Here is a 23,358-nt window from a genome sequence, read left to right on the forward strand (position 1 = left end):
CCCCTATGCGATTGTGGTAACTGAGTCGATACTAACGATGATTGCTCTACCAATAACTTTAGCATATTATAGTTTAAATGAGAATGATTTACGTTTACATATTTGTTTCTTAATAAGATTTTACTAACTAAAGGAGCGGTTGAATTGGCTGGTAAGAAAAAAGTATACGCCGTTAAAGCTGGACGCAAGACAGGACTATTTACGACGTGGGACGAGACAAAGGCCCAGGTAGACGGGTTTCCGGGTGCTAAATACAAGGGATTTACGACTCGAGAAGAGGCAATGGCCTACCTAAAAGAAGCGGCGGCTCAACCGCTGAGCAAGCAACCGGCAGCGGCCCGGTCAGCCGACCGGCACGCTGCCGGTGATGTGATTATTGGGTATTCAGATGGTGGATCGCGAAACACCGGGAACGTTAAAAACGGGCATGTTCGGCAAGGTGACAAAGCGGCCTGGGCGTACCGTCTCGAACTAGCCGGGCGGGTTGTCGCCGATACCGGTGGTGAGTGGGGGGCAACCAACAACCGCATGGAAATCATGGCCCTCATAAAAGCCCTCCAAAAACTCAAAGCACTCGGTCAGACCAAAGCAGAAATTGCCATGGTCTTGGACTCCAAGTATGTCCTAGACGCTGTTACCAAGGGCTGGTTAAAGAGTTGGAAACGCCGCGGGTGGCAACGGTCAGCTGGTGAGCTGAAAAACGCCGAATTGTGGCGAACGCTAGACCAGCTGTTACCCCAGTTCCCGAATTTGACCTTTAGCTGGACAAAGGGGCACGCAGACAATGCAGGAAACGTCTTTGTTGACGAATTATTGAATCAAACCATGGACCATATGGGGACTGGCGGGGCCCAATCAGCGCCGACTGCTAAGCCAACCCCAAGCACCAAAATCAGTGCAACCAAGCCAACGCCACCAAAAAAAGCGCCAACGACGAAGCCTACTCAGGCCGAGCCGATGACGCCAGACGTTCAGAAGTCGGTTGGTGATATTGAAAAAGCACTGTCTCAACTGGATCTATTCAAAGACATTGACTAGCCCTATTTCCGGTCACGATTCACTGCCTTTCGGAATCGTTGATCCACTTCCTTGCTCCAGAACCCGCCGGATAGTTCGGTCGGTTCGTTAACCATGACGAAGGCGTTTGGAGCCAGCTCGCGAATGAGGGTCATCAAGCGGTGGTCGGCCCGGCGCGGCGCCAAGATACTCATGATGAGTCGCGACCCGTTCCGGCCGTAGCCCCAGGTTTCGGTGACTCCGTAACCTTGATTTCGGATATCTTCAGGCAATTGCTTATTGCGCTGATAGTCGGGACTATCATTGTCGATTTCGACCGTGACTTGAAAGTTGACGTAACCCAGCGCGATACGATCTTCAATTAAGATTCCCAAGTAGATCCCAATCCCGAAGCCGATGGTGTAGGCGGCCACATTAACGGGTGAGTTGATGTTTTGCAACGCAATGGCTAAGGCAATCACGTAGACGAGTTCTTCGACCACGGCGAGTAGGGGGGCCCACAGGCGCTGTCGGCGAACCACCAGCATAGTTCGGAAGGTGTTTAAGGTAATATAAAGTGCATTTAATAGAAAAATCGTTATCGCAAGTTTCAAAGTCAACGCCCCTTTCATTTAACGTTTAGTTTATCACTTTGACGAACGGATAAAAGTAACTCGCTCTGTGGTAGAATGACGTTGAAAGGGGTTTTAACCTAGAATGAAAACAGAACGGCAAAAAATGACGGCGGGCGAGCCGTATAATCAGTTTGACCCAGAGTTGATTGAACGGCGCGTCTTAATGCGCAAAAAATTGGCGGTAATTAACGCCGAGCCAGATAACACGAAACGCAATGAGGGCTACAAGGCGCTGATTGAAGACACGGGTGCGGATTTCTTTGTGGAAGCTGATTTTAAGTTTGATTATGGATTTAACATTCACATTGGCGATCACTTTTATGGCAATTATGACATGACGTTCTTGGATACGTGTCCAATTACAATTGGGAGTCACTGTTATTTCGGCCCCAACGTTGGGCTGTACACGCCCGTTCATCCGCTGGACTACAAGCAACGCGATGCGGATGTTGAACTGGGAGCGCCCATTACTATTGGAGATTCGTGCTGGTTTGGGGGCCGGGTCACTGTATTACCTGGCGTGACCCTCGGCAACCACGTTGTGGTCGGCGCCGGGTCCGTGGTGACCAAATCATTTGGTGACGATGTTGTCATCGCGGGCAATCCAGCCCGAATTATTAAACATCTATAAAAATAGGGTTTTGCTTATTATCCATCTCGATTTTACTTATTTAAGAAAACGTGTATAATGAAATTCGTAAATTCAACCAAGAGTCTTTGGAGAATGGCAATTTGTTGCAGAAACGCTGTTGCAGGTGGTCTTTAAGATCTGAACAGCGTTTTTTTGTATATTGAGTTGTGCTTGGCTGAAAATACCCACCGGCTTAGGGGCTAATTTGTCCACAAGTTGGGTATAAGAGAGTATTAGAGGAGGATTATTATTTTAAGAAGCAAGTTTATCAACAAGTGGGTGTATATTCCTACCGTTGGTCTGTTCTTGTTGGCAACTGTTGCGTTGATGATTGGTGGGCAAGGTCTACGAGGGCCACTGACCGATTTTCTTCATGTGATTGATCTCAAGATGGGCTGGTTGTTTCTCGGAATTTACATTATCAACTTTGTCTTCTTAATTGGTCTGGCCATCAGTAAGTTCGGTAAGATTAAAATCGGGCATCCGGACGATGAGCCAGTCTATAGTGGATTTAAGTGGGGCGCTATGGTGTTCGCTACGGCAATCGATGCAAGTATTATGATGTTATCGATTACCGACCCGTTACAGGTCATTCAAACACCGCCGTTTCACCTTAAACCGTTTTCCCATGGGGCCTACATTGCTGGGACCATGTTGGGGCAGTTTAACTGGGGACCGATGGCTTGGATGATGTTTGCGCCAGCCGCAATCTTAATCGGCTACCTGATGTACCGGCGCAACCGGCCGATTCAAAAGCTTAGTGACGGGCTTGACATCTTGGCTGGTGACAATTCGGTCAAGAAACTGTTGCGCGGGCTAGTGAACTTTCTGGTGGTCGTTGGCATCATTGGTGGCGTTGGTAGTTCAATCGGGATGGAAGTGCCGATTACGGCTAGAGCATTCTCAAGTGCCACTGGCATTAAGTTTGGTTTACCGCTTGAAAGTGCCTTATTCGTCGTGTTGTTTGGCCTTTTTGCCTTCACGGTATTTAAGGGATTAAATGGTGGAATTGACCGGTTGAGTATGGCGCACATTTGGCTGGCCATTGGCTTTTTGGTATTGATTCTACTGGCCGGGCCAACCCGTTACTTAATTGGTAATGAAGTGCAGAGTTTGGGTCAGTTGGTCACGCACTTTATTCCGCTAGCAACGGATGTCACACCAAGTACGACTCAGCAAAACACGTTGTTTTATTGGGGCTGGTGGTTGTCTTACATGCCTGTCATGGGGCTGTTTATTGCGAAAATTTCGCGGGGTCGGACAATTCGCCAATTACTTGGTGGCATGATGCTGTACGGTTTCACGGGATGTGCTTTGTTTTACGCAGTCATGGGTGGTTACGCTTTGTGGTTGCAAGAAAACGGCGTCTTCAACTTAGTTCATATTCTCAATACGCAAGGTCAAGCTGCGGTTATTGCAACGGTCATTGGGACGCTGCCAATGAAGCAATTGATGACGTTGGCTTACTGTCTTTCATGCTTTATTTTCTTAGCGACGACGATTTCTGGATCCGCCTATATCCTGTCGTCGTTCACCAGTACGCCGCTGAAGAATCGTGAACCCAGCCGGTTTAACCGGATGACCTGGGTTGTTGTTTTTATGATTTTTGCCTTTTCACTCGTTCTCGTTGGTGGCTTTCAGGTCATTCAAACCATCTCAGTTATTGCCGGATTACCATTGATTGGTGTCTGCGCGATTGTTTTGGTTTCGATATACCGGTTGGTCAAGCGCGATTCCGAATTGGTCTTTGTTCCCAATCCACATCCGGTTCGACCGCAACCAACAGTGGAGCGTCGAGCCGCAATTCGTGGCCGGTTAATTTTACCGCCAACGCGCATTAGCGAAGCGACTCAGAATAATTAATGATCTTAAAAATCAAACTTGATGAATCGTTAACTGATGTTAATAACTAGGGTGCCCTGAGTTTTTCAGGGCCCCTTTTTTCTTGGCTTTGAATGGCTTATTTGCGGCTAGCAGCAATTAGGATCGACTGAAGCCGCCATATTTTGAAGCATTTTCGGTGGGTTTCCATAACAGAAATGCGTATAATGTGACAATAAAGAGGAGGACGTTTTCATGACACAAAAAGTGATCGTTCCAGCGAACAGTATCGCATTGACGGATGACTATTTACGAAAACAGGGTTATGACGTGATTGAAGTCGCTGATCCGACACCGGATGCCATTTTGAGTGCAGCTCCAGATGTCGCGGGAATTGTGATGCTTGTAGCACCATTTCCCAATACGCTATATGATCAATTGCCCAATTTAAGAGTGCTCGCTCGCTACGGTGTTGGCTATGACAACATCGACGCTGATTTTGCGGCCACCAAAGGCGTTTGGGTCACGAATACGCCCGGCGCTAACGCGGTTAGTGTGGCTGAATCAGCCGTGACCGATATGTTAATTATGGCTAAGCACGCCGTTCAGGTGACGGAAGCCATGCGTCAGGGTGAAAATGCCACGTTTGGTGGCGGTGTGATGGGGCGTGAATTATCAGGCGCTACCGTCGGCATTGTAGGCTACGGCAACATCGGCCAAATGGTTGCCAAGATGTTGCGGGGCTTCGGTGGTAGAACGTTGATTTATAATCGGACGCAAAAACCAACCGAAGACGGCACGTATGTTGACTGGGAGACGTTATTTCGCGAATCAGATTTTATTACGGTTCACTTGGCAGCGGTTCCCGAGACGGAAAAATTAATTGGCGCAAAAGAATTTGCGATGATGAAGTCGTCTGCGATTTTGGTTAACCTGGCGCGAGGCAGTATTCTTGACGAGCCCGCATTGATTCAAGCGCTGTCTAATCACGCCATTGGCGGCGCAGCACTCGATGTCTTCACTCAAGAACCGTTACCCGCGACTAGTCCGTTATTTGGTCTCGATAACGTTTACCTGACCCCGCACACTGCAGCCAATACCCTTGAAGCGCACCAGAATATGGCGATGGGGGCTTCCAAAATGGTGGCAGATGTCCTATCAGGTCACACACCAAAATGGGCGGTTAATAAGCCGGTTTAAAGGAGTCTCATGGCTTGATTTGGTCAAGGAAAGCGGTTACACTTGCGTTAAATATGCAAGGAGGTCCAAGCCAATGACAGTTGAAGGTTCTTTGTATCATGCTGAAGCGGTAAATGAAAAGGGATTAAGTGGCGTTAGCTTTATTCGTGGTAATGAGCAGTTAGCATTAGGGGTTTCAAGTTCGCTGGTGAAGGGGGCCGGAACAAATGCTGAACAGTTGATTGGGTTAACGGTCAGCACTTGTTTTAACGGCACCCTTGAGTTGGTTGAGCGGAGCCATAATTTACCCCACAAGAGTGTGGTCCACACCGGGGTTGACATGGTGAAGGACGGCGAAGGCTATGCGTTTATTTTACGCATCCAGATCTTGATGGAAGGGGTTGCTCACGATCAGGCTGAGGCGCTGGTCGAAGAAGCCAAGGACCGCTGCCCCGTTGCGAAATTGATCAAGGCAAACAGTAATGTGACCTTTACGGTTGTTGACCAATTTGAGTTTTAATCTCAGTGTGAGATAATAAAAGCCAAGGCATAAGTGCCTTGGCTTTTATTAGGCTTGAAACAACTTTTGGTGTTTGAGTCGGGGAAAGAGGAGCCGGTCGCTAATGCCGATAAAGGTCCCTTGGAATAGCAGAGAGACCAAGGTGCCAACGTTCACAGCCCAAATGGCCTGGCTGATAAAAAAGCAACTCACAATTAAGATAATGGGCGGCAAGTAGGCGACAAACTGAGCGATGATCGGATTGCCGTGAAGGTAGCGAAAACGTAGAATCTGCATGAGGTCGTCATTGGGATGAAGCACGATGTTAATGCGCTGATAAATTGAGATTCCAGCGCCAATCATCATGACACCGACCACGTCAATGATAACCGCTAGCCAAGTCGGCAGAGATTGGATTCCAGTCACCACCAAGAGCCGGGTTAGCCCGCCTACTAGGTAGCTGAAGGGGATCATGAAGATGAGGTTACCAATCATCCGGTGCCAGTCAATACTTCGTAGGAGCAAGGCATTGGCTAAAATAACCGCAATTCCTTCGAATAGGAGCATGTTGCCGAGTGAAACTGAAAATAGGTGGCCCAGGTTGACCGCTGAGGCTGTCCAAAGGGCGCTCCCAAGGTTAAGCGACACGGTCAGTGCGTTGCCAAGTGAATTGATGAGAATTGAGATACAAAGCAGGATAATCTGACCCAGCCCAGTTGGGCGATCGTCAGGATAGTACATGTCGTCTGTCAGCTCCTTTAGTTCCAATTAACAATTATTATCATTGTAGCAAATTTTGGCGTTAAGCATGGAGGAAATCACGATTATGACAGTATTTGAACCCTTAGTTTTTAACCGCATCTTATTGACGATTGACGAGGACGATAGCGCCTCAACCAAACGAGCCTTTCGATATGCAGTGACACTTGCTCAAAGCGCAAACGTTGAGTTGGGCATTTGTTCGGTCATCGAAAATCACGATATTAACATTTATGATTCCATGATGCCGGCTAAACTCGACGAAAAACGTGAACAGTTGCAGACAGTTGTGGATGGTTATGTGAGCCAAGCCCAGGTGGCGGGGGCTAAGAATGTGACGGGCTTCATTGCTGAAGGCGGCGATGTTGATGATGTTATCTTAGAACAGGCTTTACCTGACTTTCATCCTGATTTGATTGTCTGTGGCGCCGATACAGAATTTACGGCGCATCGGGTGGCAGGTGCGGTCAGTCTTAGATTGGCCAAGAAGGCACCGATATCCGTAATTGTTGTTCGGTAAATTAGACTCGGATGAATTAAAAAAGCTGTTAGGCGTTGGCCTAACAGCTTTTTTGTTATCGGTATCAGTAGCGAATGTTTAATAATGGTGCGTGCTTAACGTCTTCAATTGTTTGAGTTCCGGCTAATTGCATAATGATCTTCAATTCGTCGTTCAAGTGGTTGAAGACGGAAGCCACGCCTTGAGCACCACCCAAAGCCAAGCCGTAAATGGCTGGTCGTCCGATGGCGACTAAGTCGGCTCCGGAAGCCAACGCCTTAAAGACGTCAGAACCCCGCCGAACGCCGGAGTCAAAAATCACCGGAACCCGACCGTGAACCGCCTTGGCTACGTCTTCTAAGACGTCAAAGCTAGCCGGGCCACCATTCAACTGACGACCACCGTGGTTAGAAACGTAAACCCCGGCAGCACCGGCTCCGACAGCATACAGGGCATCTTCAGCTGATTCGATCCCCTTCACGATGACCGGGAGATCGGTGTATTCAATAATTCGACGAACGTCGTCTGGGCCGATTTTTTGAGCCGCAGCCGCGTAAATTTCGCCGATTCCCTTACCTGCGCCATCACCTTCGCTAAACTTCGTCAGGTTGGCCATTGGGATTGGAAATTGGAAATGGTTAACGATATCCTCTTCACGATAGCCATCGACAGTTGCATCAACCGTTAAAATAATCGCTTTAACGCCAGCTCTTTTAGCTTCGTCTAGGAGTGATTCGTTGAACGTCCAGTCCTTACTCATATAGAGTTGGAAAAACTGTGGGGCGCCATCGCCAGCTGCTGCCGTATCAGCGATTGACGTTGAAGAATAAGTACTCTGAGCCATGAGGCCGCCCACGCTAGCAACGCCCTTAGCCGTATCAACTTCACCCTTCACGTGAGCGAGGCCTTGAGCTGCAGCTGGTGCCATCATAATTGGGGTTTTGAGATTCAATCCAAAGACCGATGTATCAGTTAATGGATTTTCAATGTTGCTGAGGGCCTTCGGAACAATCTGCTTGTGGGTAAATGCCGACCGGTTTGCGTGCAGTGTCCATTCGTCTTCAGAACCGCCGACAATGTAGCCAAAACCACCCTTTGGGATAATTTCCTTAGCTTGGGCCTCTAGTGACGGTAAGTTTAAAATGTCTAGTTCTTTTTCGTTTTCGCTTTGTTCGTAACCATTAATAATTGCCATAATATGGCGCCTCCAATAAAGTTCGTTTTGAATTAACAAATACACTCTACATCACTTACTAAAAGTAAGTCAACGGAAACGTCTTATTTTGGGCGTTTTTTTTAAAGGCCGGTGAGGTATTCTTGCAGTACGACGGCCTGGTTATGCGTCTCGTCCTTGGCCCCATATAGGAGAATGACGTCGCCATCCTTAGCGTGATCCGCCACAAGTTGCTCGAAAGCGGCTCTGTCGGGGTTAGCCTTAATTTCAGCTAGGTAGCGTGTTTTAAAGGCCGGAAATTTTTCAGGTTCGTGGTTAAACCATTGCCGAAGTTCTTTTGTTGGGGCGATGGTTTTGAACCAGTCGTCCAAAGCGGCCTTTTCCTTTGAAATACCACGGGGCCAGACCCGGTCGACCAGAATTCGGTACCCGGACAGATCGGCGGGCTTCGTGTAAATTCGTTCAATTTTAATTGCCATTTGCGTTTCCCCCTTTTCATGATTAATATTACAGTTAGAACGTTAAATTGTTAAGGAGGAAAGTTGATGACCGCATTAGCTGATTTTTTTAGTGGCCGCCCCACGCCAGAAATTGCCCAAGCAGTGCTTGGAAAGCAGCTGATTTATGAAGGGCCAAGTGGCCCGGTAGGTGGCTTGATTGTGGAAGCAGAGGCTTACCTGGGACCAAAAGATTCTGCCGCCCACGCTTATGGGGGTCACCGTAGTCCTGCTAACGAGGCTTTGTATGATGAGCCAGGCACAATCTACATTTATTCGCGGCACGGTCAGTACCTCTTTGATATTGCGGTTCAGGAAAAGGATAATCCTCAGGGCGTGTTAATCCGCGGGTTAGAGCCAACCATTGGGGTTGCACAGATGGCGGCAATGCGAGGCAAAACAGGCCCGGAAATTTCGAACGGCCCTGGGAAGTTGATGGCGGCTTTTGGCATTCATGATAAAGCCTTAAACCGCCAGCTCTTAAACGCTGGCCCGTTACAGTTGAAACTCGTGGGTGGGCGAGTACCTGCTAGAATCGCAACGACTGCCCGCATCGGGGTGAGCCAGCGAGGAAATTCAACGGATGCGCCATACCGGTTTTACGTGGCAGGCAATCCGTATGTTTCAAAGATGTTGAAGCGAGACGTTGACCAGAAAAACCATGGTTGGCAAGCCTAAACTAAAAGCCACCGGTATCTTGAGCGCTGAACGGCTCATCCGGTGGCTTTGAGGGTTAAGGTTTATAGGGCCGGGCACCGATGTGTAATGCGGCGGCACCAAGGTCGAACGTGCGATAATGAACGGCTTTGAATCCGGCGGCACTGAACATGTCTGCCAGCTTTTCAGCAGAAACAAACTCAGCCGTCGTTTTCTGTAAATAGGCGTACTCTTTTTCCTTGTTAACTGCTAGTTTAGCCATTTTAGGCACCAGGTTGAAGTAGGCCTGCCAACCGAGTTTAACAACCGGTTGGGTGGGTTGTGAGGTCTCCAGGCAAGCGGCTAAAGCGCCTGGCACAATCACGCGGTATAATTCGCGAAGCACTTGATTGGCATCAGGAACGTTTCGAAGGCCAAAGCCGATTGTTGCGACGTCAAATGTGCGATCATCATACGGTAAGTGCATTGCGTCGCCCTGAACAAGGGTAACACGGTCTTGAAATCCAGCTGAAATGACCTTTTTCCGAGCGATTTCGAGCATTTTTTCACTGAAATCTAGACCAACTACGTGGCCTGCAGGTCCTACGGCTTCAGCAAGGGCGATGGTCCAGTCACCGGTGCCGCAGCAAACGTCAATGGCAAATGCACCGCGCTTGACGTGGAGCTGTTTCATGGCCACTTTTCGCCAATGTTTATGGGTACCAAGACTGATCAGTGAGTTCATTTTGTCGTAGTTATCGGCGATTTGATTGAACATGGTCGAGACTTTCTCTTCAGGTGTGTGATTAGTAAGTGCCATTGTCGTACTCCTTTTAAACTGATTGCTTGTATTATACCCCTTTCTAAAAGTGGGGTGAAACCAAGTAGTCTGAAGGTATCAAACATATTAATATTTGAAGACAATTAAACAACATGGTTGAAAGCTTGAAAAACTTCCGGTAATCTATACTTGAAAGTTAAAACTTTCAAATCATTCGGGGGAGTGATCAAGATGGATAAAAAACATGTCGCCATTAGCCGGGCTATCGTTTTGTCTGGTCTACGGACCATGGCTTGGTGGTTTTTCGCTAGTGCGTTGATTTTGTTAGCTGTTAGTTATCAACATCTTGGCCAATCATGGCTTAGCGCTGCTGTTATGGCTTTGGCTGTCGCAGTAGTTGCAGCGGTATTTCGGTTTGTCATCGGGATGAACCGAAACCGAGCAGGGGAGCGGCAAGAACGTTAGATACATATAAAAGGCCCGAATACGGCAATCTGATGCGTTGACAATCAGATCGTGGTATTCGGGCCTTTTATGGTTGTTTACAGATACTTAGCATCCATTTCAGAATCTTGAGACGTTAAAATTTTGGGACCGTCTTTTGTGATGACTAACGTATGTTCATATTGAGCGGATGGCGTACCATCGGCTGAAACGTAGTATTCCCAGGTATCACCAGGCACTTGTTTAGAAGAGATTCGCCAAGTGCCAAGGTTAACCATGGGTTCAATCGTGATGGTCATCCCTTCGCGCAAGCGCAATCCTTTGCCTTGTTCACCGTAGTGAGGTACGTTAGGCTGTTCGTGCATGGTTGGCTGAATGCCATGACCAATCAGTTCGCGCACATCTCCCATGTGATTTTCAGTTTCAACATACTGCTGAATCGCGTAACCAATGTCGCCAATGCGGTTCCCCACAACGGCCTGATCAATCCCTAAATACAGGGCCTTTAAGGTCACGTCCATCAGGTGTTGCTTCTCTTCAGAGATGTCTCCAACGGCGTAGGTCCAGCATGAGTCACTCATGAAGCCATCTAGGTTCACCACCATGTCAACCGCAACAATGTCACCACTCTTTAAGAGTAAGTCCTTGCGTGGAATGGCGTGAGCGACTTCTTCGTTCACACTGACACAGGTGGCGTATTTGTACCCTTCAAAGCCAATTTGTTCGGCAATAGCGCCATGGTCTTCAATGTAATGACGGGCGAATTTTTCAATATCCCACGAACTAATACCGGGTTTAATGATCTCTTTTAATCCGTTATGAACGCCGGCTAACACAGCGCCTGATTCGCGCATTTTTTCAATTTCTCTTGGTGATTTTAATGTGATCAAGGTAATGGCTCCTTTTTTGACGTGCGCACCAAAGCAACCCTCCAATAGATAACCACTAATTGAGTTGGGTTAATGATTGAGTGCTAATGACTTTGGGCCACACTGCTATCCGTGAATGCACCCTCTAATTTACACCTTTTTAGCCTAAGATGCGAGGCAACCGGGTTCGTAGTGGCTAAGATAGACTGGTGATTTGACCGTCATGGACAGCCTGCATGATTTTCTTGGCTTCGTCCAACCGGGATTCAACCAAGTACGTCATCGTCACGTTTTGGTCTTTTTGGGCCTGTTCGTACTGGTCCGTTAGGAAGTTAATTTGGTCGTTTAAATATGAGATGAGATCCATTGGCTTGGCCTGCTTTCTTAAAATTCAATAGTTTAAGTATAGGCCAATTCGACCTAAATCGCATCCTTTGCGGTGATTAATTATCATCACGATTACCACCGAATAGCAAAACAAGGCGGAGCAACTGAAGAAAAGTTGCAAGAGCGGCTGCCACATAGGTCAAAGCAGCTGCAGTTAATACGCGACGCACCATTGGGACTTCGGCTGCGGTTAACAAGCCGCCGTCTGACAGGATGTTGATGGCTCGTCGCGACGCATTGAATTCGACGGGGAGCGTCACAAGTTGAAACAGGAGGGCAAATGAAAATAGAAAGATGCCAATGTGAATCAACGTTTGATTAAAGCTAAGAATCACGCCGAGAATAATCAGCGGGAGTGAGGCGGACGATCCGATGTTGGCCAATGGGACAATGGCGGTTCGCAGACGCATCGGCCAGTAGTTCTTGGCGTCTTGAACGGCATGGCCGCATTCGTGCGCGGCCACCCCAATGGCTGCGACGGATTGAGACTGGGCGGTGGCTTGTGACAGACTTAAAACCTTCGTCTGGCCGTTATAGTTATCGGTTAAATTGCCGGCAATTTCTTGAACGGCTACGTCGGTGATCCCGGATTGCTGGAGGATATACTGAGCAGCTTGCGTTCCGGTTACCCCACTCTGAGAGCGGTAGCGGTTGTATTTTGAGAACGTGGAATTCACGTACCCCGATGCAGCCATTGAGATCACTAAACCAATGATCACGAGGAAGTAAGTCGGGTCAAACAGGGCAAAAATGGGTGAAGTCAAGTTATCGTCTCCTTTTTTCTAAATTGTAACAAATCACCAATCAATTCGTCACGTAATGGACCAGCAAGGTGTCATTTTAGAGGGAAAATTAAGAAATTCGCGATTTTACAAAGGTCGCTGCAGGCGCTATGATAAATGGGTAGTTGATAATTATTCTAATTTATATCAGAGGGGCGACGAGTTGTGAGTGAACCAGCAGTTTTGAAGGGCAGTCAGCGGCGGTGGTTCGTCTTCACGCTGTTAATGGGGACGTTTACCATGTCCATCAGTCAATCGGCGTTGTCGACGGCCTATCCAACACTAATGAGGTATTTTCAGATTCCAGCCTCAACGGTCCAGTGGTTAACCACCGGGTTTATGTTAATTATGTGTGTCATGATGCCGGTCAGTCCGTGGCTGCTTAGCAACATTGGCTTTAAGTCGCTATTTTTAGCCGTCTTAGCGATTTTTGACTTGGGAACCCTATTAATTATTGTGGCCCCTACTTTTTGGTTGGTTCTGTTGGGGCGGGCAATGGAAGCCGTTGGCGTCGGTATTCTGTTTCCGTCTTACCAAACCGTTTTGTTAAGCATCACGCCGCGGACTGAGCGTGGTAGTGTGATGGGGGTTGCTGGATTAGTCATGGGTTCAGCGTTAGCTGTCGGGCCAATTATTTCGGGCCTGGTTTTACGCGTTACCACTTGGCAGGGGCTGTTTGTGACCTTTTTGCTGATTATTACGGCGGTGCTGTTGGTCGGTTTTGGGACCATTAAAAACGTGCTACCCAGTTCACAATCGGCCCTTGATTGGCTTTCGGTCGTGAGCTTAGTCGGCTTTATCGGGATTTTATACGTGGTCAATTTGATTGGACAGCCAGCCGTTAATTGGGGCACGGCAGCTGTGCTTTTGGCCGTTAGCCTTGTAGCGGTCGTTGGTTTTGCAGTGCGGCAGTTCCGCCTGACGACGCCGCTTTTGGACTTGCGGGTGTTCGCTGTTCGGCAGTTCAATGTGGGGGCTTGGTTGACCAGTTTTTCCTATATTGCGCTCATTGTTGTCACAATTATTTGGCCCCTTTATTACCAAGAAGCGCTGGGGGTGAGTCCGTTCATCTCGGGGATGGCGTTAGTGCCAGGCGCAGTGGCGTTGAGTTTATTAAACCCTGTGACGGGACGGTTAGCTGACCGCTTGGGCTTTAAAACCGTCCTACTTATCGGTATGTTGATGATTTTGCTTGGCTGGGGCATGGTTGCCTTGATACCGGGGCGGCTGCCGCTCTGGGCCATGATGGGCGTTGCGATGTTGATTGAGGGCGGTAATGCCTTTGTGATGATGCCGGCGGTAACCCTTGGAGCAGATGCGCTACCTGACCACTTGGTTGCGCATGGCACAGCCGTTATCACGACAATGCGACAGTTACTCGGTTCTACCGGGGTTGCTGTGGCGACGTTAGTCCTAGCAGCTGGCGGTTTTCGGCTAGTTTTTTGGTCCTTTTTCGTCCTTGAACTCGTCGGATTGGGATTAGCCCTAACGTTAAAGGAGCGTCGTCAGGAAAAACCGAATAATTAGAGAGTGCATATTATCGGTATTAATTTTCAAACACCGATTAAAGTCAATGGTGCCTTACTATAGCGGGAGCGAGCGCTCTTTTATTGTTTCTCTTTTTTTAATAAATTTATTTTTATCTAATTTTTCGGTTTTACCCGGTTGTTAAATGGGCTACAATGCTAATATGGTGGTTAACGGAATTGGAAGGAGCCTGTTTTATGACGGAGTCAAAAAATGTTGAAACGTCAGCACTTTACATGAACCCAAACCGGTCCGTGGCGGTGTTGAACTACAGTAACAAGTATATTTCTGATATTTTCACCCTGATGAATAGTCCAGAGTTACGTGAGGTCGTTCGACTGTTTTTAGCTGAACGCGGCCACGAAGCCAATGGCAACAGCTTTGAAGATACAAATGCAGAAACATACCTTGAAACCATTAAATCGGTTTTACTCGATCGCGGTGATGCTTATGAGCACTTTACGCGTGAAGAAATGTTGCAAAGCATTGAAGACCTCTATTCATTTTACCGGTCATACTTGCGAATTGCGGTGTTGAACATGCACCGGTCTGATGTGATGGCCAATAACTTTATGGAAATCGATAATCAGTTCAATGATTTGGTTATTCGGTTATACCGGACCGTTGAAGAAAAACTGCAGGGCTTTTCCAACAAGACTTACCGGCAAGTGAGTGCGGGCTCATCAGCCTGCATTTTGACCCAATCGCAAGACTGGCCAATGCCGAAGGGTTACGAGGCACTGAAACCTATCCGGTTCATCGATACGTTGATGTTGCGACCACCAATGATGATGACAACGCCCAGCAACAAGCGGGAAGGGACGTTTAGTGCGGTTCCCGATAACCCGATTGCAAAATTTCATGGTGATCGGGATGAATGGTACTGCTTCCCAGCAAAAATTGGCGAAAGTTTAGCTTACATTTATTTCCACCGGGACTATTTTGTGAGCGGAATTTCTCTAGCCAATTTGTTTGAAGTTGCGAGTGCTAAAGACGTTGCGGGTCACAAACCGGATGAAATCTTGCTGTTTGGCCTGGCCGAGACCGAGGGCGATGTTTCTCATTATTACCACGATGAAGAAAACGACATCTGGGTCGGGGAAGTGCCATACAATGACAAGACAACTTACTTCGGTTATATGAAAAAGATGTGCTTGACGCTTCATAACTTGCACATGATTTATGAAAACCGGTTGCCCATTCACGGTTCAATGGTTCGAATTAAATTCTCAAATGGTAAAAAGAAAAACGTGGTCTTCTTTGGCGATTCAGGTGCCGGGAAGTCAGAATCGCTCGAAGCGTTACAAGAAATCGCCGATGATAAAATCATCAGTCTTGAGACTATCTTTGATGATATGGGCAGTTTTACCTTTGATAATCAGGGTAACATGTATGCACAGGGAACTGAAATTGGGGCCTTTGTCCGGCTCGATGATTTGAGCTCTGCCGTGGCCTTTAATAACATGGACCGCGGTGTGTATCTGAACCCTGACCGGAAAAACGCTCGGGTCATTATCCCGGCCGATTCATATAGTCGGGTGGTCAAGCATCATAAAGTCGATATGTGGGTCTATGCTAACAACTACGACAAAGAAATCGGCATTCACCGATTCGATAACAAAGAAGCCGCCAAGGAAACCTTTATTACAGGTAAGCGGTTTGCGCTTGGCACGACCGATGAAGTTGGCATGAGCACCACGTTCTTTGCCAACCCATTCGGCCCAGTTCAAGAGGAAGCTAAGACCCGTCCAATCATTGATAAGGCCTTTGACTACTTCTTTGACAACGATATCTATGTGGGTGAAATCTATACCCACTTAGGCACCGACAAATCGTCCGAAAGTCTGAACGAGTCGGCTCGTGAGCTGTTAGAAGTCTTAATGAATTCATAGCGTCAATCAAAACCGCCTTAAGCGTCTCGTGCTTAGAGCGGTTTTTGTGTTGTAGCGGTGGTGGCCATGCTGGTTCGGCGCTGGGGCTTATTTCCAGTAGTGGCGCAATGGAGAAGCTAACCGCGGGCTTCGACCGAAGTGGATCTCCTCCATCACGCGTGTTTCTAAGCGGTGCCCGCTAAGAAACACCGACACTACAGGAAACCGCCCCAGCGCCGAACCAGCATTACATAGTGTTTGTGGCTCCACTCAACCGGTTATCGGCTAGGATTTCGGTGCCTCATGACTTGTGGGCCGACTTGACAATGAATCGCATCATCACAGAGGCAGTGCCAAACCAGCGTTACGGCAGTGTTTGTGGCCTCGTTCAACCGTTTCTAGGATTCCAGTACCTCATGACTCGTGGACTAATTTGACAATGAATTGGATGGCGCTCGGTGTGCTGTGACAATGCAAAGGACGGCCGCAGAAGGTAGCTCAACTGATTGTCAAACCACTGGCTGAGTCTCGGCACCAGTAACAGCATCAGCCAATCAACCGACCCACGGGCGAAGCATAACCACTACTCTGAACCACTATTTTCAACAAGCTTTGCAACCCACTTAACTCGGCATTGAAATTCAAATGAACAAATCGAGTTAATTTTCTAAAGAAACAAAGAAAAAAACGATTCTTTAGCTTAATTTCAGGCAGACCCAGTATAATGAAAGGGTAACCAATTATGATTTTAGTAAAACTTTTACTACAACGGGGTTCTGCGTTATACTGAACCTGTTAATAATTGAGACTTAAGGAGCTGACAAGAAATGACCTGGCAAGACACTTATCAATTGTGGAAAAATAACCAAAATTTAGACCCAAAGATTGCAGCGGAACTGCGTGACTTGGAAACGGACCAAGACGCCCTAGAGGCGGCCTTTGCGCAACCAATGTCGTTTGGGACTGCCGGAATGCGGGGATTAATTGGTCCGGGGATTGGCCGGATGAACTTGTACACGGTTGGCGCAGCAACTGAGGGGTTAGCCAGTTTTATGGATACCCTGGATGAGGCGACTAAGCGGCGCGGAGTTGCCATTAGTTTTGATTCTCGTTACCAATCACGCGAGTTTGCCCACCATGCAGCTGAAGTGCTGGGTGCCCACAACATTCCAAGCTTTGTATTCGATGATATTCGGCCAACACCGGAGCTTTCGTTTGCGGTACGCCATTTAAATACGTATGCCGGGATTATGATTACAGCCAGTCATAACCCAAAGCAGTACAACGGGTTCAAAATTTATGGTCCAGATGGTGGGCAAATGCCACCAGTAGAATCGGACAAAATTACGGCCTACGTTCGAGCAGTCAAGGACATGTTCGCTGTGGTGACGGTTCCCGAAACTAAATTACGTGACCAAAATCTCGTGACCATTATTGGGGAAGACGTTGACGAAGCTTATCTAAGTCAGGTTAAGTCGGTCGCCATTGATACCGACCTCATTGATGAAATTGGTTCCGATATGACGTTGATTTACACACCTCTTCACGGAACAGGACGAGTTATCGGGTATCGCGCACTTAAGGAGGCCGGGTACGCCCACTTTACGATGGTGGCGAAACAAGCTGTTGCTGATCCTGAATTTCCGACGGTTGAACACCCGAACCCTGAGTTCCCGGAAGCCTTTGATATGGCGGTGAAAATGGGTAAGGATCAGGGGGCTGACCTTTTGATTGCGACTGATCCGGATGCTGACCGGTTAGGGGCTGCTGTTCGGATGCCAAACGGCGATTATCAGTTGATGACGGGTAACCAGATTGCCTCGGTTCTGCTGAATTACATTTTGAAGGCGAAGCAAGCGGCGAACGATTTACCAAAGGATGGGTTGGTCGTAAAATCGATTGTTTCGACGGAATTGGCGACTAAGATTGCTGCCCACTACGGGGTCACAATGAAAAACGTGCTGACCGGATTTAAGTACATTGCCGAACAGATTAAGTTAGCAGAAGAACACCATGATCATACCTTCCTATTTGGTTTTGAAGAGAGTTTCGGTTATTTGATCAAGCCGTTTGTTCGGGATAAGGACGCGATTCAGTCCACGATTTTACTAGCTGAAGTTGCCGCTTACTATAAGAAACAGGGAATGACGCTTTACGATGGGATTCAGGCGCTATACCAAGAATATGGTTACTTCGCTGAAAAGACGACTGCCAAGACCTTTGATGGATTAGATGGTGCGACACAGATGGCTAATATCATGAAATCGTTGCGGGAGAAACGGCCAGCGGCATTTGCGGGAACGCCGGTTGAGACCGTCGACGACTATCAGACACAAACAGCAACGCACGCTGATGGAACAACTGATTCAATCAGTCTTCCTGTTTCGAACGTGTTGAAATACTGGTTGGCAGATGGGACTTGGATCGCGGTCCGCCCATCGGGAACAGAACCGAAAATTAAATTTTACATTGGCACAAATGGTGAGACTCAAAACGCTGCTGATGCTCATTTAACGGATTACGAGCAAGCTTTAACGGCCTGGGTGAATCAGTTAAACGGGTAAAAAATAAGAAACCGCTTTCAGTTGACAATTACTACCGTTCGGCGTAAATTAAAAGCAGTAAAACTTTTAGTAAAAATAACGGAGGCGCAATCTAATGGACACTCAAGGGTTAAAACAATCATTCAACGATGCATTTGGCTACACGGCTGAACGGGTCTACTTCTCCCCAGGTCGGATCAACTTGATTGGTGAACATACTGATTACAATGGCGGGAACGTTTTTCCCTGTGCCATTAGCATGGGGACTTACGGCGCATATGCCAACCGTGAGGACGACACCATTCGGGTCCAATCGGCGAACATTCCAGATGCCGGCCTGATTGAGTTTAAGACGACCGATATTGCATTTGACCAGTCTGTGAGCTGGGATAAATTTGTTCGGGGCGTCATGTTTGAGTTGGGTAAGCTCGGTCACACGGTTGACCATGGGTTTGACTTGTTTGTCCATGGGGACTTACCTGATGCGTCAGGGTTATCAAGTTCCGCCTCTATCGAGTTGCTGATTGGCAATATTTTGAACGAAGAATTTAACTTTGGTCTCGATCAACTGAGCTTGGTTAAAAATGGTCAGGCCGTTGAAAACGACTACCTTGGCTTGAACACGGGGATTATGGACCAATTCGCAATCGGAATGGGTAAAAAAGACCACGCTGTGTTGCTGGATACCAATACCTTGAAATACGAGTACGTTCCGGTTGAACTTGGGGATAACGTGGTTGTGATCATGAATACCAACAAGCGACGTGAGTTGGTGGATTCAAAGTATAACGAACGGCGTAGTGAATGTGAGACTGCCCTGGCTCGAATCCAAGCAGGGGGCGAAGGTTTTAGTACGCTAGGTGATATGACTCAGGAGGACTTTGATAAGGACACGTATTTGATTGATGACGATACGTTGATCCGACGAGCCCGGCACGCAGTCATTGAAAACCAACGGACATTGCGGGCAAAAAAGGCGCTGACAGCCGGGGATTTAACGGAATTCGGAAAGCTGGTTAACGCGTCTGGTGTGTCGCTTCGTTATGATTATGAGGTGACTGGTGCTGAACTTGATTGTTTGGTTCAAACCGCGCTGAAACAGCCTGGCGTCTTAGGGGCTCGGATGACGGGAGCCGGCTTTGGTGGCTGTGCCATCGCCATTGTGAACCAGGCCAATGTCGCCAGTTTCACTAAGGCCGTAGGTGATGTTTATAAACAAGAAATTGGCTATGACGCCAGCTTCTATGTGGCTAACATTGCTGACGGTCCACGGGTTTTAGAGGGATAGTTTTGAGAAAAAATTAGGAGGGTATCTTACATGACAGTAGTTGTATTAGGAGGAGCCGGTTATATCGGTTCTCATGCCGTCGATCAATTGGTTCAAAAGGGCTATGATGTTGCAGTAATCGATAACTTGATTACTGGCCACCGAAATGCCGTTAACCCGAAAGCACGGTTTTACCAAGGGGATATCCGGGATCGCGCCTTTTTAGACGAAGTCTTTGGTCAAGAACAAGATATCGAAGGAATTATTCATTTTGCTGCCTTTTCGGTAGTTCCAGAATCAATGGCTAATCCGCTTAAATACTTTGATAACAACACGGGTGGCATGATTACCCTGTTAAAGGCGATGAAGGATCACGATATCAAGAGAATCGTATTCAGTTCAACCGCTGCAACGTATGGTGAACCTAAGCAGGTGCCAATTAAGGAAACGGATCCGCAAGTTCCAACTAACGCCTATGGTGAAAGTAAGTTAGCCATGGAAAAAATTATGCATTGGTCAGACGTTGCGTACGGCATCAAATTTGTGGCCCTTCGGTACTTTAACGTCGCTGGTGCAAAAGCCGATGGTTCAATTGGGGAAGACCATTCTCCTGAGACTCACTTGGTTCCGATTATTTTGCAAGTGGCAGCAGGCGAACGCGATGGTCTCAAAATTTTTGGCACGGATTATCCAACTAAAGATGGGACCAACGTCCGCGACTATGTTCACGTGGTCGACTTAGCGGATGCCCATATTTTAGCCTTAGAATACCTGAAGGCAGGCCATGATAGTGACGCCTTCAATTTGGGGTCATCTAACGGTTTTTCTAACCGGGAAATTTTAGCCGCTGCAAGAGAAGTTACGGGTCAACCAATTCCAGCAGAGGACGCGCCACGTCGGGCGGGTGATCCAAGTACCTTGATTGCGGCAAGTGATAAGGCACGATCAATTTTACACTGGGAACCAAAGTATGATGATGTTAAGGAAATTATCAAAACGGCGTGGAACTGGAAACAATCCCATCCACACGGTTACGGTGATCGGGGGCAATAAGATGACGGATACAGTAAAGGCGTTTGTGAACGTGATTATCAACAGCGGGACCTACGAACCACTAGATCGGATCTATGTGACCAACAAAGTGTTGGGGTTTGTCGGTGACCAGCCAGCTGTTGAACCCGTTTCACTGGATATCTTAGATTTGTTAAGTGCGTTAATTTCAACGGCGATTGAAAACGGCAAAATCGAAGATACGCCTAGTGACCGCGATATTTTGGAGGCCCAACTCACTGATTTGATGACCCCGACACCAGCGACGGTCAACGCTTCTTTTTGGAATCGTTACGCGGATGATCCTAAGGTAGCCACTGACTACTTTTACAAACTCAGTCGGGAAAATAACTACATTAAGACGCGGGCCATCGCTAAGAATGTGAGTTTTAAGACCCCAACAGATTATGGTGATTTAGAAATTACGATTAACCTGTCGAAACCGGAAAAAGATCCAAAGGCGATTGCAGCGGCTCGAAATCAAACGAGTCATACGTATCCACTTAGCCAGTTGGCGATTGAAAACGAAGGTTACCGCGGTCGGCTTGGATTCCCAGCTCGGAGTAACCATCGGATTATTCGACTCACACTGGGTGGCGAAACCTGGGGATTTCAGTATTCGCCTTATGCGTACTTTAACGAGCACGCCATTTTCTTAGCGGCCGCCCACAAGCCAATGGTCATTAACCAGCATACGTTCACTAATTTATTGAGTATCGTGCGGTTGTTGCCACACTACTTTGTTGGAAGTAACGCTGATTTACCAATCGTTGGCGGCTCTATGCTGGCTCAGGACCATTATCAAGGAGGCCGGCACGAATTTCCGATGATGAAGGCCCCGGTTGAACGCGTCGTAACATTACCAGGATTTGCCGACGTATCAGCAGGAATCGTGAAATGGCCAATGTCAACGATTCGACTGAAGGCGGCCAATCAAGAATCATTGATTAATGCGGCCAACCAGATTGCTGAAAGTTGGCAGCATTACAGTGATGAAAGTGTGGACGTTCGGGCGTATACTGGTGAGGTTCGGCACCACACCGTGACGCCGATTGCTTACCGTCAAAGTGACCAGTACGTCTTAGACATTGTGTTGCGAGACAATCAAACGTCGGCGGAATTTCCGGACGGCATTTTCCATCCGCATCCTGATGTTCAGCACATTAAAAAAGAAAATATCGGGTTGATTGAAGTGATGGGACGGGCAATTTTACCAGCTCGACTCAAAACCGAGATGCAGGAAGTGAAAAAGTATTTGTTAGGTCAGACCAATGAAATGGCCGATTATCACCGTGAGTGGGCGGATGCACTGAAGGCTACGACGCCAATTACGGCTGATAACGTTGATGATGTGATCAACCAGGCATTGGGTGACGTGTTTGCCCGCGTGCTGACGGATGCTGGTGTCTTCAAGCGAGATGCACAAGGTCAGCACGCCTTTGATCGGTTTATTGACCAACTTTAAGTGAAACTGAGGTGTTCAGGGATGAAGACAACTTTAAAAGACATTGCCGAACGAGCGGGGGTTTCTCTGTCGACGGTGTCGCGGGTGCTCAATTATGACACCACCCTTTCCGTGAGTGATACCACCCGTCAAAAAATTTTCGAAGTTGCCGAAGCCCTAAACTACTCTAAGTTTAAGCGCCCGGCAGCGGGCCCGGGTGGGCGACGGATTGCGGTTGTTCAGTGGTATTCCGAGAATAAGGAAATGGATGATTTGTATTACATGGCCATCCGAATGGGAATTGAAAAACGAAGCCAGGAATTACAAATCCAAACAACGCCGGTCTTTCAAAATCAGGTCTCAGAAATTACGCCAGATATGGATGGCATTATTGCCGTCGGAAAATACAGTGACGCTCAGGTTGCGGAGCTCGGTAAGTTAACCGACAATCTGGTGTTTGTGGACTGGAACGAACTTGATAAGGGTTACGACAGTGTTGTCACTGAATTCAAACGGCCGGTTGCTGAGGTGGTTAACGAACTCAATGGTGATCGCGAACCCGTTGGGATTATTTCCGGATCTGAACTCACGACCGACAAAAAAATGCGGATTCCAGATCCAAGATTGCGGGCCTTTAAAGCCGCTATGGGGGATCAATTTGATGACCGATTGGCCTTCGAAGGGGATTACACCAACCAGTCGGGTTATGATGAGATGATGAAGGCCGTAACAACTTTGGGAGACCAGCTTCCCCGGGCCTTTTTTATCAGCAACGACCCCATGGCGATTGGCGCATTAAAAGCCTTGGGGGAGGCCGGAATTGCGGTGCCACAACGGGTGAAACTGATTAGCTTCAACGACACTTCGGTGGCCAAGTACGTCTATCCTGAATTAAGCGCAGTCCACGTGTATACAGATCAGATGGGCGTTACAGCGGTTGATATGATGAAGAGCCGCTTAGATGGTGGCCGGATCGCCCCAATGAAGGTTAAGGTTGGGACGAAGTTGGTGAAGCGGGCAAGTAGTTAAACAGATGATGAACGTTTAGTTCTTGGCGAATCAACCTA

General features: G+C 47.8%; 23 protein-coding genes. 15 read left to right on the top strand and 8 right to left on the bottom strand.

Annotation, left to right across the window (positions count from 1 at the left end):
• Positions 1 to 144 precede the first annotated feature (144 nt).
• Entirely contained in the window at positions 145 to 1,038 is an 894-nt protein-coding gene (locus FC96_RS02675; RefSeq protein ID WP_056941920.1) for a ribonuclease H family protein, read from the top strand.
• 2 nt (positions 1,039 to 1,040) lie between these two features.
• Here FC96_RS02675 and FC96_RS02680 read toward each other — a convergent pair whose 3' ends face one another.
• Positions 1,041 to 1,610: a DUF2179 domain-containing protein gene (locus FC96_RS02680; protein WP_054659159.1), complete on the bottom strand. Its 570-nt coding sequence runs from the start codon at positions 1,608 to 1,610 to the stop codon at positions 1,041 to 1,043.
• 103 nt (positions 1,611 to 1,713) lie between these two features.
• Between FC96_RS02680 and FC96_RS02685 the strand changes: the two genes are divergently transcribed.
• The 4 genes from FC96_RS02685 to FC96_RS02700 all read left to right on the top strand — a co-directional run bounded on the left by FC96_RS02685 (position 1,714) and on the right by FC96_RS02700 (position 5,782).
• Positions 1,714 to 2,262: a sugar O-acetyltransferase gene (locus tag FC96_RS02685; RefSeq protein WP_056941921.1), complete on the top strand. Its 549-nt coding sequence runs from the start codon at positions 1,714 to 1,716 to the stop codon at positions 2,260 to 2,262.
• Positions 2,263 to 2,541: 279 nt separating this feature from the next.
• Positions 2,542 to 4,125: a BCCT family transporter gene (locus FC96_RS02690; RefSeq protein WP_268872561.1), complete on the top strand. Its 1,584-nt coding sequence runs from the start codon at positions 2,542 to 2,544 to the stop codon at positions 4,123 to 4,125.
• A gap of 213 nt (positions 4,126 to 4,338) precedes the next feature.
• Positions 4,339 to 5,283, top strand: coding sequence for a phosphoglycerate dehydrogenase (locus tag FC96_RS02695; RefSeq protein ID WP_054659161.1), 945 nt, complete (start codon positions 4,339 to 4,341; stop codon positions 5,281 to 5,283).
• Positions 5,284 to 5,356: 73 nt separating this feature from the next.
• Positions 5,357 to 5,782 (top strand): OsmC family protein, encoded by a 426-nt coding sequence (locus tag FC96_RS02700; RefSeq protein WP_054659162.1) that lies wholly within the window; start codon positions 5,357 to 5,359, stop codon positions 5,780 to 5,782.
• 48 nt (positions 5,783 to 5,830) lie between these two features.
• On the opposite strand, the gene FC96_RS02705 is transcribed toward FC96_RS02700, so the two are convergent.
• The gene (locus FC96_RS02705) at positions 5,831 to 6,502 is read right to left on the bottom strand and encodes a DUF6198 family protein (RefSeq protein ID WP_056941922.1); all 672 of its coding nucleotides are present in this window, start codon (positions 6,500 to 6,502) and stop codon (positions 5,831 to 5,833) included.
• 85 nt (positions 6,503 to 6,587) lie between these two features.
• On the opposite strand from FC96_RS02705, the gene FC96_RS02710 reads away from it, so the two are divergent.
• Positions 6,588 to 7,040 (top strand): universal stress protein, encoded by a 453-nt coding sequence (locus tag FC96_RS02710; protein ID WP_054659164.1) that lies wholly within the window; start codon positions 6,588 to 6,590, stop codon positions 7,038 to 7,040.
• Between the two features lie 64 nt (positions 7,041 to 7,104).
• Here the strand turns inward: FC96_RS02710 and FC96_RS02715 are convergent, their stop codons facing one another.
• Positions 7,105 to 8,214 carry a lactate oxidase gene (locus FC96_RS02715; RefSeq protein ID WP_056941923.1) on the bottom strand — a complete coding sequence of 370 codons (1,110 nt, stop codon included), beginning with the start codon at positions 8,212 to 8,214 and terminating at the stop codon, positions 7,105 to 7,107.
• Positions 8,215 to 8,315: 101 nt separating this feature from the next.
• On the bottom strand, positions 8,316 to 8,672 hold the full coding sequence (locus tag FC96_RS02720; protein ID WP_054659166.1) for a DUF488 domain-containing protein: 357 nt from the start codon (positions 8,670 to 8,672) through the stop codon (positions 8,316 to 8,318).
• Between the two features lie 66 nt (positions 8,673 to 8,738).
• Here FC96_RS02720 and FC96_RS02725 point away from each other — a divergent pair, with 66 nt between their 5' ends.
• Entirely contained in the window at positions 8,739 to 9,368 is a 630-nt protein-coding gene (locus FC96_RS02725; protein ID WP_056941924.1) for a DNA-3-methyladenine glycosylase, read from the top strand.
• Between the two features lie 55 nt (positions 9,369 to 9,423).
• Here FC96_RS02725 and FC96_RS02730 read toward each other — a convergent pair whose 3' ends face one another.
• Positions 9,424 to 10,146 (bottom strand): demethylmenaquinone methyltransferase, encoded by a 723-nt coding sequence (locus tag FC96_RS02730; RefSeq protein WP_056941925.1) that lies wholly within the window; start codon positions 10,144 to 10,146, stop codon positions 9,424 to 9,426.
• 192 nt (positions 10,147 to 10,338) lie between these two features.
• Here FC96_RS02730 and FC96_RS02735 point away from each other — a divergent pair, with 192 nt between their 5' ends.
• Positions 10,339 to 10,572 carry a hypothetical protein gene (locus tag FC96_RS02735; protein ID WP_056941926.1) on the top strand — a complete coding sequence of 78 codons (234 nt, stop codon included), beginning with the start codon at positions 10,339 to 10,341 and terminating at the stop codon, positions 10,570 to 10,572.
• Between the two features lie 77 nt (positions 10,573 to 10,649).
• Here FC96_RS02735 and map read toward each other — a convergent pair whose 3' ends face one another.
• The 3 genes from map to FC96_RS02745 form a co-directional block, all read right to left on the bottom strand.
• Positions 10,650 to 11,441 (bottom strand): type I methionyl aminopeptidase, encoded by a 792-nt coding sequence (map, locus tag FC96_RS02740; protein ID WP_056941927.1) that lies wholly within the window; start codon positions 11,439 to 11,441, stop codon positions 10,650 to 10,652.
• A gap of 175 nt (positions 11,442 to 11,616) precedes the next feature.
• Positions 11,617 to 11,787 (bottom strand): hypothetical protein, encoded by a 171-nt coding sequence (locus FC96_RS13110; RefSeq protein WP_164478853.1) that lies wholly within the window; start codon positions 11,785 to 11,787, stop codon positions 11,617 to 11,619.
• 76 nt (positions 11,788 to 11,863) lie between these two features.
• Positions 11,864 to 12,571 carry a zinc metallopeptidase gene (locus FC96_RS02745; protein WP_054659487.1) on the bottom strand — a complete coding sequence of 236 codons (708 nt, stop codon included), beginning with the start codon at positions 12,569 to 12,571 and terminating at the stop codon, positions 11,864 to 11,866.
• Between the two features lie 243 nt (positions 12,572 to 12,814).
• Between FC96_RS02745 and FC96_RS02750 the strand changes: the two genes are divergently transcribed.
• The 7 genes from FC96_RS02750 to FC96_RS02780 all read left to right on the top strand — a co-directional run bounded on the left by FC96_RS02750 (position 12,815) and on the right by FC96_RS02780 (position 23,320).
• Positions 12,815 to 14,116 carry an MFS transporter gene (locus FC96_RS02750; RefSeq protein WP_056942162.1) on the top strand — a complete coding sequence of 434 codons (1,302 nt, stop codon included), beginning with the start codon at positions 12,815 to 12,817 and terminating at the stop codon, positions 14,114 to 14,116.
• Positions 14,117 to 14,313: 197 nt separating this feature from the next.
• Entirely contained in the window at positions 14,314 to 16,008 is a 1,695-nt protein-coding gene (locus tag FC96_RS02755; protein WP_056941928.1) for a hypothetical protein, read from the top strand.
• 806 nt (positions 16,009 to 16,814) lie between these two features.
• Positions 16,815 to 18,551 (top strand): phospho-sugar mutase, encoded by a 1,737-nt coding sequence (locus FC96_RS02760; RefSeq protein ID WP_054659170.1) that lies wholly within the window; start codon positions 16,815 to 16,817, stop codon positions 18,549 to 18,551.
• Positions 18,552 to 18,645: 94 nt separating this feature from the next.
• Complete coding sequence (locus FC96_RS02765; RefSeq protein WP_056941929.1) at positions 18,646 to 19,818, top strand: galactokinase; 1,173 nt, start codon at positions 18,646 to 18,648, stop codon at positions 19,816 to 19,818.
• Between the two features lie 30 nt (positions 19,819 to 19,848).
• Positions 19,849 to 20,850: a UDP-glucose 4-epimerase GalE gene (gene galE, locus FC96_RS02770; RefSeq protein ID WP_056941930.1), complete on the top strand. Its 1,002-nt coding sequence runs from the start codon at positions 19,849 to 19,851 to the stop codon at positions 20,848 to 20,850.
• 1 nt (position 20,851) lies between these two features.
• Positions 20,852 to 22,312: a UDP-glucose--hexose-1-phosphate uridylyltransferase gene (locus tag FC96_RS02775; RefSeq protein ID WP_056941931.1), complete on the top strand. Its 1,461-nt coding sequence runs from the start codon at positions 20,852 to 20,854 to the stop codon at positions 22,310 to 22,312.
• Positions 22,313 to 22,333: 21 nt separating this feature from the next.
• Positions 22,334 to 23,320, top strand: coding sequence for a LacI family DNA-binding transcriptional regulator (locus tag FC96_RS02780; protein ID WP_056941932.1), 987 nt, complete (start codon positions 22,334 to 22,336; stop codon positions 23,318 to 23,320).
• Positions 23,321 to 23,358 lie beyond the last annotated feature (38 nt).

It is taken from the genome of Secundilactobacillus kimchicus JCM 15530 (genome assembly GCF_001433995.1).
Classification (GTDB): domain Bacteria; phylum Bacillota; class Bacilli; order Lactobacillales; family Lactobacillaceae; genus Secundilactobacillus; species Secundilactobacillus kimchicus.